Genomic DNA, 13015 nt, shown 5'->3' on the forward strand with positions numbered 1-13015 from the left:
AATAATCCTCGCTACTAGGAATAGTATTGACTTTTACTAGTATTTATCTTCTCAACTTAAACACTGTTGCATATTTATTGGGACGTTCACCAGGAACCGAAAGAATAAGCTTTTCTGATCCTTGTTGAAATTTAATGGTTTGATCTCCACCAATCATCTTGATTGAGTTGATTTTCCCCGGCTTTTGCTCGGAGTTCAAACCTAATGATGGGAGCTCAATATCACCTTTTTCAGGATTCAGCACAATTACATACAAAGCCTTGTTGTTGGTCACAAATCGGACTTCATCATGTCCATAAGCTGGACTAGTTACTGTTCTTTCATTGAAATTAGCCGTTTTCTTCTGTTCTTTTAAGGCTGCCAGGTCTGTTTCGTCGGTACCTTCATCTTCTCGTTTCAGGTACGAATCGATATTATCGCCATAAATCAGCCAAGGCTTACTACCATAAACAGCTTCGCTGTTCAGGTTGACCCAATCACCAATGTCATCCAGCATTGGCTTTTGTTCAGCGGGAATGGTTCCATCAGCCAAGAGTTCGACATTAAGCAATAAGTTCCCGTTTTTACTCATGTAGTCGGCCAGCAATTCAATAATGGTTCTGGCGTTTTGCTTGTAGTCCATCCGGCCTGTATCTTCCTTGTAGAACCAGGTACGAAGCGTAGTAATTCCCTGCCAAGGGTAAGGCAAAATTTCACTGGCTCCTCCCCGCTCAATATCCTTAACAGTTGAAGGCTCGTTCGAGAATTTTCCGGCTATAACGGCATCAATTGTTCCGTTTTGCTGAAGCTTGTGATTGAAGAAATTCTGGCAAACTTTCTTGCCATACTCTTTGTAAGGGAATCCATAACCATCAAACCAAAGCATGTCAACATCGTATTTGGTTACCAATTCGGTGTGACGAAGCACCCAGTTTTGTTTGACGCTTTCGATGTATTCAGGCGTTCTTTGCTTTGGTGGCAATCCATACAGATCAGCCGGATTCAGGCCTTCCCACCACTTTCCTTTGCCTTCTTCAACGGTCATGTGACCATCGTAGTGCTTGCCTTGATAGACTCCCGAAGTATCCGCTCCAAATGCCGGGAGCCACCAGGAAAGAAACCGGTCATCGTGTGAACTCACGCCATACGGGATATCAAATTTCTTACAGGAAACCTCAAACTCTTTGATAATATCGCGTTTGGGGCCAACATTAACCGAATTCCAGGGATGGTAGGTTGAGTTGAAATTATCAAAGTGATCATGATGATTCGCCAGTGCTACAAAATACTTCGCACCAAGACTCTTAAAATACTTTACCAATGCATCAGTATCCAGGTTCTCAGCTTTCCATTCATGAAGCACATCTTTATAACCTATTTCTGAAGGGTGCCCATAGGTTTTACAATGATATTCATAGGCGGCATCCCCCCATTGTTCACGGCCAACATCCTCCATATACATGTGGCGGGCATACCAGCCTCCGCCTTTTAATGGCTCCGTTTGTGCACCCCAATGGACCCAAATACCAAATCTGGCTTCGGTGTACCAAGTTGGAAACTCATATTGATCCCTTAATTCTTCCCAAGAACGTTCTTGCTCTTGCGAAAAACAGGGAACTGAACAAAACATTAGCATTATTAATGAGAAATAACGTTTTATTGTCTGCATATTTTAAACTTTATATTATTCATTGATTTTTAAGAACATCGAGGGCTTTCAACTTAAATTAAGCTGCTATAATGGATAACTTATCTCAGAATATTAATCTATTCAAATGCAAGCGCATCATTCACCGCCTTTGCCAATGAAAGCTCATTGCTGTATGTTACATCTGTGGCAATATCCCAACTCATTATTCCTTTGTATTTATTCTGCTTCGCAAATAGAGCTTTTTTGCGTATAGTTTCCTGCCCATCAAAGGTATATGTTTTACCATTGTATGTAACCTGATCCTGAAGTGGAGAACTAATTAACCCGGCATCTACAAAATTAAGATACGCAGCAGATGATCTGTTGCCATTACTTTCAACACCATAAAAAGGGACTCCAAGAACTAATTTTTCTTTAGGAATACCGTAATCAACAACAGCATTACTTTTACTCACAAATTCATCATAATCAAATAATGAAGGTTGAGGCCCATAAACCTGAAGGGAAATGAAATCTGTTTTATTAATCGCCAACTGACTAATTTTATAATAATAAGCGTGCAATGATACCGAATAAGTAACATCCGACGTAGCTAACTTTTCACCCAGTTCAACAATTGCCTTGCTGTAATTATTATATTCCTGGGTGGATTCACACCATTCAAAATCGAGATCTACTCCATCCCAAGCGTATTGAGATATAAAATCGGATACGCTGTTTACAAAAGTTGTGCGGGAAGTGGCATTCCCAACAACTGTTTTCCAGTCTCCCCCGGCCATTCCAACACGTAGTTTTATATCTTTACCTGTAAGTGTAGTGCGCAACTCATCATAAATGGTTTTCCATGACTGGGCATCTTTACCCGGATCAGAAGAATTGTCGTATGTCCAGTAAGCAAGCGTTTTACTGGAGTTCCAATCTGTTTTTCGCAACTCAATCCCATTATTCATATATCCAGAGACCGTACTAGCAGGCAAAAACAAACTACTTATAAATGTTTCATCCAACTTAGCATCAATCCCAAAGCCTATATGAAAAGCGTCCCGGATAAAAGGAACAGAACTTGGAAAATCTGAAGCTACCACAACATTATCTAACAAAGTCCCGTCTATATAACAGGCAACACGTTCAGCAGGACCTTTATTCCCGTTGTATGCTAAAGCAAAATGATGCCATCCGTTCAATACATTGTCGGCATGAATAGTAACACTTTTATCGTTGATGTTAAATTCGAAAACGCCAACGGCATCACTCATTTTACAATAGACACTCCCACTTTCATTGGCCTTTTTAAAAATAAAACCTCCGGGAGTCCAGTTATCCAGCGAAAGCCAGGTTCCAAAAGTAAACTGTTTATATGAACCATCTGATCCACCTGCAATTTTAACGTTATTCAAGAGGTCAAAACCAACATTCATATCTGCACCTGTTCCATTAAAATCGATGACCCCATTTCGATTACCAAAATCTTCAAGATAACTGGCATTAGAAAAAGAAGCCTGGTTATCAGGAATATCAAAAAACAGAGTTCCATCGGTATAAGGTCTGAATGCGATCATGATCAGGTCGTCATAGGCCAAAACCGACTCATCAGAAACACGACCAGTCTCATAAAAATTTAACCTTATATAGGAACTAAAGAATTTTTCGTACGATGTATCATCATTGTCCGTATTATTATCGGGTTCTTCTAAGACGACTGATTCTCTATCACATGAGCTTAATAAAAAAGAACAAAAAATGATTAATACGCGAAGTAATATATTTATTGAATTCATAATAGTATTTTTTTCACTTGTGTATTGTTCTATGTATTTGGGGATTTCTACTAATTGTCAGTTATAGTATTGGGGATAAGAACCTTATCCCCAATACTATAACTGACAATCAATATGATTACTAATAGCCAGGATTTTCCACAAGGTTTGGATTATCAGAAATTCGCCCTAAACCAAATGGGAAATAATAAAAACGTTCTTCGAAAATATGAGGATCAGATCCATCTGCATTTTTGACTGTTACAATGTAGTTTTCACCATCAGTGGCATCAAAATCATAGGTGAATACTAATCCCTTATAAACTCGATTTAATTCATCATAAGCAGTTCTCCATCTTCTTAAATCCCAAAAGCGCTGGTCTTCAAAAACCAACTCCACCTGACGCTCCTTACGAATTAATTCTTCCGTGATTTCTGTTATTGGGAACATACCTGCACGTGCACGTACTTCGTTCACCAACGCAAGTGCCTCTCCGGACTTGTTTAGATAGAATGCTGCTTCAGCTTTGTTAAGAAGTACTTCAGCATACCTGAAAACATGATAATCGGTGCTACTATAGCCTGCAATCGGATTTACATGATTTTCGTCAATTCTTTTACGGGTAATAAATCCGGTACGCTGCCAGTTCCGGTTTGGACCGGCAGTTGGAACCTCTGAATCTTCTGGTCGGGTACCGATAGACTTTTGGTGCATCCAAACTGTTTGCCCCTGAAATTGACTTTCAGGATAAAAGACTGAAGCCCTGAAGCGAGGATCACGTTTTCCAAACAAGTCGTGAATATCCCAATGGTTTTCCCCGTTGAATTTGGTGCGGTCAATCATACCAGATCTTCCATCAACAAAATCAAAATATTCCACCATTTCCAAATATGGGTTATAATTGGAGTTCCATGAAGCAAACCCCATAGGCTGACCTATATTATCATACATATGTCCTTTACCGGCAGCACCATCGAATAGAACAGAGAAAATTGATTCAGGATTATCACTTTCATCCAAAAATAAATCAATGTAGTTCTGCACCGGATCGGAAGTTTTGTTGTACAGAGCATATTTTCCACTTGAAATAACGGTTTGGGCTGCATTATACGCTTTTTGCCAGTATTCGTCCGCCTCAGCTGAATTCATTCCCAGCAATCCATCTAGTTGAACTCTTCCATCAAATTCTCCAACACTTGCAGCATAGAGCATTACACGACTTTTAAATGCATACGCAGCGTATTTATTTACACGACCAGCTTCTGTTTCCTCAGGCAATGCTTCAGCAATTGCTTCCAATTCAGTATCAAGATAATCATAGATCTCCTTTTCACTGTTCCTTGCAACAAACAAATCATCCACATCTTTGTCTTGGGGGGCTAGAATTAAAGGGACACCGCCAAAACGACGAACCATCTCAAAATAACACCACGCTCGAAGAAACTTAGCTTCTGCCGACTTAATCTTTATAATCTCGGGGTCAAGAATTTCATTGGATTCGATTTTTTGTATAAAGTCATTGTAGGCTCTAATGTTTCCATAAACCCAATAATCATATTTTCTTGATCCATTTTCATCCGGCAGATTATAAGTGATCTGCCAAGGATCCTGCCAGGGGCCAAACACTCTGGCCTCTCCACCTATCTGCCACCAGGCACCTAAATTATGATTTGAACCACCCTGATATTGAAAACTCGTACGACTATACAAATCGGCAAGAAGTGCATCAACAAGATTGGGGTCTTTAAAAACATCTACCTCAGAAATCAAACTTTTGGGTGACTTATCCAGAAAATCATCACTACAGTTTACAAATAGCAGCGAGAATAAGCCAAATAAAATTATATCTGTTATTTTTTTCATTTTTTTTACATTTTATAAATAAAACCCTATAATACGATATTCAACCCTACGGTAATCGATCGTTGGTTTGGAAAGACCAAAGTAGTGGTACCAACACCTGAAAACTCTGGATCAAAACTATCTTTATAAATACCAAGCTTACTTAATGTAAGTAAGTTTGTACCACTAACAAAGACTGAAGCCCCTTCAAGAACACCCTCGATTAACCGGGTTGGAATTTTATACGAAACACTGAGGCTTTTCAATCTGAGATAAGTCCCATCCTTCAGCCATAAATCTGACATCTTAGTATTGTTGCCCATTAGACCATTAGAATGGATTCCTGGTAATTCAGCATCAGGATTAATGTTTTTAGTTGGATTGGCTGGATCATCAGGTGTCCACCTGTATTTCTCATAGAATTTTTGAGGGACTACACCGTTGTTTAAAAATGGACTACGTGCAGCACTGGTAATAGACATATTAAAACGACTAGCTCCCTGCCATAGCATATCAGCACTAAAATTCTTATAAGTCCCAGCTAACCTTAGTCCATAAGACATATCCGGGAAACTACCATATCCCAGCTCAACCTGATCCCTGAAATCAACTTCACCATCATCATTTACGTCTTTGTAGATAATGTCTCCCGGTTTCAGAGTCGAGTTACCATGTTGGTCCTGATCGTAAGGAAGTGCTTCAATTTCCGCTTGAGAATTAAAGAAACCATCGGTCAAGTAACCGAATATACGGTTGGTCCATTGCCCAGATCTTTGATAAATTCGAATTTGATCAGGATCAGTGTATTCTTCTTCTTCATAATGATCCCATTTTGCCCGACTAAATGTAAGGTTGCCTGAGATAGTGTACCTGAACTTTCCTGTTTCCCCTTGATAGGTTAACGTTGCATCATAGCCTCGGTTATTCTGACTGTTTATATTTTCTTGCGGTAAAGAAAGTCCGAATGTACTTGGGATCTGGGCAGTTGAATTTGCCAAAATACCTTCCCTCTCTCGATAGAAAACATTCCCTTCAAAAACAACCTTACTGTTCAAAAGTGAAACATCGACACCTAAATTATAGGTCGTCACATTTTCCCAGGTTGCATTAGGGTTTGGTAAACCGGTGGCTCTTATTCGAGCATACGCCTCATTATTTCCAAACAGGAATGGATCTCCTCCCTGTACATTAAAACCAATAAGATGTTGAAAAGCATTATCGATATTATCGACCCCTGCTTCTGAGTAGGATCCTCTCAATTTCAAATTATTTACAACATCTGTATTGAAAAAAGGCTCTTCACTAATTCGCCACCCTGCCGATACACTTGGAAAGAATCCCCAACGGCTGTCTGAAGGAAATTTAGAACTAGCATCAAAGCGAAAAGTCCCTGATAACAGGTATTTATCTTTGTAGCTATAATTTAAACGACCTGCATAACTCCGACGCGCAGTTTCACTTGAACCTCCAGAGACATTCTGTCCTGTTTCGCTCCCTGCAAAAAACTCATTCAATTCTTTTGAAAGAAACTGCCCCCTGTAGCCACTAAAATACACACTACGATTGTCAATTTGCTCGGCAAGCAACATCGCATTTATCTTGTTATTCTCATCAATATCAGCATCATACTCAGCTGAGATTAGGGGATAAATCTGGATATACTTATTAAATTTTTCTGTCAAACTCCCTCCGTCTGTTTCTCTACTGTGCAAAACGAACGGAATCCCCTCACCATCAAGCGTATAAATATCAAACTTCAAACCTCTACGCTTATTAAATTGACCATTATACAGATACGATAATTTTGCTTTCAACGACAAGCCTTTGATAAATGACAAATCATATTTAAGACTCATGTTTCCACTAAAAATATCATTAGTTATTTCTTCAAATCCAGATATGTTTCTTTCAGAAAAACCATCAATAGATGTCTGGTCATTTCCATGATAGGAAGCCATCTCATCGCCTGGCACATAAGGATAAATAGGTTGTGCAAAATCTAATCCATTAAAAATATCAGCAACAGGAAGAGCCAATCGGTCTCTGAACTCGTTTCTATAAGCCAGATCGAGTGTGTATGTCAGGCTCTCAGCTATTTCTGCATCAATATTGGCTCTTGCACTGTAGCGTTTGAATGACACATCATCAGAAGCAAGAATACTTCGTTGATCAAAATGCCCTAAAGAGGTAAAGAATTTAATCTTTTCACTCCCCCCTCTTACTGATAGGTTATTCTCAATCATTGGAGCATCATCCCTAAACAATACTTCAGCCCAATCGGTATTGTAATAACCGGGAGCTCCATTTTTAAAATTATCCACAACCTCTGGAGTAAGAGGGACCAATTGCCCGCCAACACTTATCAATGGATCAATACCATCTGCTAGGTTTGCTTCTCGCCACATCTCGGCAAAACTACCCGCATCGACATAATTAGGGTTAACCACCGGGCGTTGTAGTGAATAACTGTTCTTAAATTCAATAACAGGTTTTCCCATTTTACCACGCTTAGTAGTAACTAAAACAACACCGTTTCCTGCTCTTGAACCATAAATAGCCGCAGCAGCATCTTTTAAAACCGTAATCGATTCAATTTCGTTCGGATCAATCCGATTGAAACTGGTTTCAATACCATCTACCAATACCAACGGAGTACCGAATCCTCGAACCGAAATATTAACATTATCGCTACCCGGCATACCTGAAGTCTGTTTTGTAATCACTCCTGGCATTCTTCCGGCAATAGCAATAGCGGCATTACCAACAGGGGCTACTGTTAATTCATCACTATTAATTTGGGTAACGGAACCTGTTAAACTTACTTTTTTTTGGGTACCGTAACCAACCGCAACTACTTCTTCCAAACCAATAGCATCATCGTCCATTGTCACGTTAATTGTTGACTGATTACCAACAACAACTTCCTGAGTTCGCATACCAACAAAAGAAAATACTAAAGTCCCACTAACAGAAACATCATCAATCGAATAATTCCCATCAAAATCGGTAACTGTTCCCTGAGTGGTTCCTTTCACCAGCACAGTTACCCCAGGAAGTGGCTGCCCAGATGAGTCTGTAATGGTTCCGGAAATCTTTCGCTTCTGTTGCATACCAAGCCAATCGGCATTTTTCGAATCAGGTTTGAGAATGATTTGCCGATCATTTATAACAAAAACCGTTTCTGTTCCCTGAAAAATATCGGTTAACACCTCCTCTATTTTCTTATTATCCAAATCAACATTTATCTTTCGGTCAACATCAACAAGAAGGTTGCTGTACAAAAAATAAAACTCACTGCTTTTTTCAATTTCGATTAAAGCATCTTTTACCGTTGAATTAGTCAGCCTTAATGAGAGCAGCTTATCTTGCGAATAGCTACTGATCGCAAAAGTCTGACTAATTAAAATAGTCATTAATAATACGATTAGTTTCATAATCCGTGTAATTTTTCGGACTTGGCAAATAGGCACAGCTAAGCCAAACCGGTTTCGATTTTTTTTCATAATTTTGTGATCGTTAGAATTTTACAATTTTTATCCAGAAGATTGTTTAATTAACTAATTGCGAGGGGGATGTTCCAGCATCCTCCTTCTTAGTTTTTCATTCTTTTCCGTATTTACATAGGCTTCTAGTTTTTATGTTTTGATATTTGATATTGCACATTATGTATTGATGTATCATCTGTGGATTTTATTCGTTTATTCTCCAGATTCAAATCAGCAGCTTGCGTGATATAATCCAATACCTGTGGCAAAGTTTCATGCTCAATGGTTAGTGTAAACGTGTGCTTTGCCAGGCTACCATCGGGATCCAACAACTCAATATCTGCATGAAACCAGCGTTCCAATCGTTGCAAAACATCCACTAAAGGATCATTTCTAAAAATCAGTTTTCCTTCGGTCCAGGCAGTGTATTTCTCCACATCCACTTTTTGTTTTAGTAACTCTCCCGTTTGTTTCGTATAAATAAGCTTTTCGGTTGGCAGTAAGCGAACCTCCTTCCCTTTCTCCGGAAGGAAAACAACTTCTCCTTCCTCCAAGACTACCGATGAATAAGCATCATCTTCATAAGCAGATAGGTTAAATCGTGTTCCGGTCACTTTCACCTTTCCGGCTCTTGTTTGCACATAAAACGGATTGTTTTTGTCTGAGACAACATGAAAGTAAGCTTCTCCAATCAACTCAACTTCGCGATTTTTCCCGGAGAAATAGCTCGGGTACCGCAATATGGTTCCTGCATTTTGCCACACTTCGGTTCCATCAGGCAAGGTTGTTTTAATCTTTGATCCCAAAGGCGTTGCCAGTTCAACCATGGTTGCGGCTTGCTTATCTTGCAACTTATCCACTGTCAGCCAAAGTGTTCCAAGCAATAAGGGAATAAATAAAATGGCTGCAGCCCGCACAAAATGATTTTTCAGGCTTTTTAAAATGGGTGTTTTAGAGCGGTTTTTTGCCGGAATCATCTGCTGATGGATAAACGATAACATCTCATCCAGTTCTTCTTTTTCCATTTCATTTTTATAGGTCGATTTATTTTTCCAATACGCATAAAGCGCGCCTTCAACTTGTTGATGATCCCCATCTTTATTTAAAAGATGAAAAAGCTCGTCCAGTTCTTCACTGCTGCAGCTGTCTTCCAGATATTTCTGAATTAAAGTTGTTATTTCATCTTTTTTCTTCATGGTCAAAATTTATTTGTGATCGTCTGTGGCAAACTTTTTTATCGATGTATTGTCTTCAAAAACCTTCTTCTTGCTAAATGCTTTTATCCAACTCGTTTCCGGCATACTGCTATTACTTTACATCTTCATTCTAAGCCCGGTCAAAAGCATTACGCAAAAACGTTGACTACCCCCCAAAAGAAATTATTTTTTTTTGAAACTTCTGAAATTAGATGTCAAGACAAGAAGACAATAGCTGTTAGACATTAGATTTTCGGACAATTGTAAACTTGGAAGCTAAACCCTCTCCATTGACAGATCACTTCGTTTCACTCGTGATGACGATACTATCTGAAAACCGAAAACTGACTATCAACCAAATAAAGCCATAAAAAGTAACACCAATAGACTATTGGAATCGATATGAGCACGAAGATGCCTTAAGGTCAAATTGATTTGGTTTTCAACCGTTTTAGTACTTAGCCCCAACTTGGATGCTATTTCCTTGTGGCTTAGCCCATCTTCCCTGCTCATCTTATAAATCTGCCGACGTTTTTCAGGCAACTCGGCAATTAAGCGCTGAACTTCCTCATTCAACTCCTGAAACTCGACCATGATTGCTGACTCAGAGTTGTTCTGACTAAAATAATATTTCAGGTAAGACTGAAATTCCGTTTCTTTTGCCCTTTTGCGAAAAAGGTCAATAATTAGGTTATGGGAGATCGTAAACAGAAATGATTTTAATGAATGCGAAGTATCAATTTCAGCTCGTCTACTCCAAATTTTCAAGAAGGTGTCTTGCACAATTTCTTTCGAATCCTCCTTGTTTTTCAACATTGAAAATGCAAAGCCATACAACCGCTGGCTATAGTGCTCGTAGAGCTCATCAAAAGCTTTGATCTCACCTCCACGAATTCCTTTTGCAAGTTTTTGGAGTTTATCCGGCGAAATTTCCATCTGTCAAATTTAGAAAAATATTAGGCTTTTTTATTCTGGTTGACTTAACTGGTAAGTTCTATCGTATAAGTTTAGTTGATTCGCTCGCCACTCAGCTCCTTCCAAAAATACAGGATGCGGTTGAGCAATATCCCAGGTTCCTAGTTTTTTCAATAAGGCCTTTGTCAATTCGATATTTTCAAGGGCAAGGTCATGCTGCTCGGATAAGTCCTCTTTCAAATTGTACAAAACGGGAAAACGATCAGGCAGTCGAATCAGCTTCCAATCTCCTTCCCGAATAACAGCACTTATAGTGAACCGCCAGTTAAAAGAATCGTGCGGTTTCCCATCAATCTCACCGTTGATGTATGGCAAAAGATTAACACCATCAAATTGATCTTCCTCCGTAGTTTTGCCGCTTGCCAATTCAAAAAAAGTAGGAGCTAAATCCAGCGAAATAACAGGATCTGCTGAAACAGTTCCTTCAGGAATAACATTTTTCCAGTTCATAATAAATGGGGTTCGGATACCGCCTTCCAGTAAGATTCCTTTTTGCCCGTTAAATGGGGCATTGATTGAAGCATTGGAATTGGTTGGTCCTCCATTGTCGCTAATGAAAACAATCAAGGTATTATCGGCTATTCCGTTTTCCTCAACAGCATCCATAATTCGTCCCACATTTACATCCAGGCGATGTACCATGGCACAATAGGTTCGCCGCTTCTGATTTTCAATGTGTTGATACAATTCCAAATCGACTTTGGTAGCCTGCATGGGCGTATGGGGTGCATTAAACGAAGCAAACAGAAAAAAGGGTTCGTCCTTATGACGTCCGATAAAATCAACACATTCAGCTCCCTTGTCGTCCGTAATGTAGGTAATTGCTGATGGTTCTTTATAATTACATTCAATCGGGCTTTTATAGCCTCGTCCATCCGGTTCTGAAGTGAAGTAATCATGACCGCCTCCGGTATAGCCCCAAAATTCGTCGAAGCCTCGTTTTAATGGGTGGAAATGAGGCTGATCGCCGAGGTGCCATTTCCCCACCAGGCCATTGACATACCCCAAGGTATGTAAGCGATCGGCAATGGTCTTTTCGCTTAAAGGCAATCCCAAAAACGTCTCATCAAAACCGGGCTGATTGTCTCCAATATTATTGTCGTGTCCAAACGAGACCTGGTTTCTCCCGGTTAATATTCCTGCCCGCGAAGGACTACAAACCGGCGATGAAACATAGCCCTGCGAGAAGACAGCCCCGTTGGCTGCCAAACGATCAATATTGGGCGTTTTAATCTGCGTGCTTCCGGTAAATCCCAAATCACCATAGCCCAAATCGTCAGCTACAATCAGAATGAAATTGGGACGTTGCTTCAAGGTATTTTCCTGTGCTGTTGAATGTGAAAAGCAAAGGCAAGACAGGCCAGACAGACCAATGAGCGTTTTAAAATCCATAGTTTTAGTAGTAATTAAGTGTCTATTTAGATGCTTTAAAGCTAGCCAAAATCATTAAAATAACTCATTCTATTTTCAGATTTCAGATTGCCAGATAGGTCTAGCCCTTAATCCCGTGCCGTCTCAAGATTTCATTATCAGTTTTGAATGCCCTAAGACAGTTTGCCCAATATGAATAATAGTTATACAATAATTTTTTTAACCTTCCATCAGCGAATGCTATTCGCCTTCCCCACAGCGGACATCTTCTAAAAGATGAAAGCCATCTTACAAAAGAAGATGGCACTACCCTTAATACATAAAGCGCCCAAAGCCTAATTAAATAGGGCTTTGGGCGCTTTTGCAGTTGACAATGGGAAGTTTTAAACCGTGTTGCTAATAAATAGTTTGGAAAACCGGATCCCAGAGCTGGGAGAAGGCGGAAAAGGTTAGAAAGAATGTTTTTCTAAAACAGCTTAGCAAAGCTCAATATAATCCCTGATATTCTACCAATTACAAACACTATCTATTCGCAATTAAAGGAAGGTGGGGCAACTGAAACATTTACCATCCATTCGCTATGCTGACCATTTGCCGTTAATCTTACTTTCATTGGAACAACAACTATTTAAACAATGATTTTATTTCCAGTAAGTCAACCTGTTGTGTCGGCTTGAATTCATCACTAATCAAGTATTCAATTATTGAATTTCTCAATTGCCCTGCTTCTGGTCGTTCAGTGAGTTTTGTTTCAATAT

General features: G+C 39.5%; 7 protein-coding genes. All 7 read right to left on the reverse strand.

Going from position 1 to position 13015, the window contains the following annotated elements:
• Positions 1-43 precede the first annotated feature (43 nt).
• A complete protein-coding gene (locus ACUNWA_RS18520) occupies positions 44-1648 on the reverse strand; it encodes an alpha-L-fucosidase (RefSeq protein ID WP_445593419.1) in 1605 nt (534 codons plus the stop codon).
• 98 nt (positions 1649-1746) lie between these two features.
• Positions 1747-3408 carry a glycoside hydrolase family 18 protein gene (locus ACUNWA_RS18525; RefSeq protein ID WP_445593420.1) on the reverse strand — a complete coding sequence of 554 codons (1662 nt, stop codon included), beginning with the start codon at positions 3406-3408 and terminating at the stop codon, positions 1747-1749.
• A gap of 121 nt (positions 3409-3529) precedes the next feature.
• Complete coding sequence (locus tag ACUNWA_RS18530) at positions 3530-5251, reverse strand: RagB/SusD family nutrient uptake outer membrane protein (protein WP_445593421.1); 1722 nt, start codon at positions 5249-5251, stop codon at positions 3530-3532.
• A 26-nt stretch (positions 5252-5277) separates the two neighbouring features.
• Positions 5278-8664 carry a TonB-dependent receptor gene (locus ACUNWA_RS18535; RefSeq protein WP_445593422.1) on the reverse strand — a complete coding sequence of 1129 codons (3387 nt, stop codon included), beginning with the start codon at positions 8662-8664 and terminating at the stop codon, positions 5278-5280.
• A 194-nt stretch (positions 8665-8858) separates the two neighbouring features.
• Positions 8859-9911, reverse strand: a complete 1053-nt coding sequence (locus tag ACUNWA_RS18540; RefSeq protein WP_445593423.1) for a FecR family protein — start codon at positions 9909-9911, stop codon at positions 8859-8861.
• Between the two features lie 351 nt (positions 9912-10262).
• Complete coding sequence (locus ACUNWA_RS18545; protein WP_445593424.1) at positions 10263-10847, reverse strand: RNA polymerase sigma-70 factor; 585 nt, start codon at positions 10845-10847, stop codon at positions 10263-10265.
• A 30-nt stretch (positions 10848-10877) separates the two neighbouring features.
• Positions 10878-12278, reverse strand: a complete 1401-nt coding sequence (locus tag ACUNWA_RS18550) for a sulfatase (protein WP_445593425.1) — start codon at positions 12276-12278, stop codon at positions 10878-10880.
• Positions 12279-13015 lie beyond the last annotated feature (737 nt).

The sequence above is a fragment of the Sunxiuqinia sp. sy24 genome, from assembly GCF_052677165.1.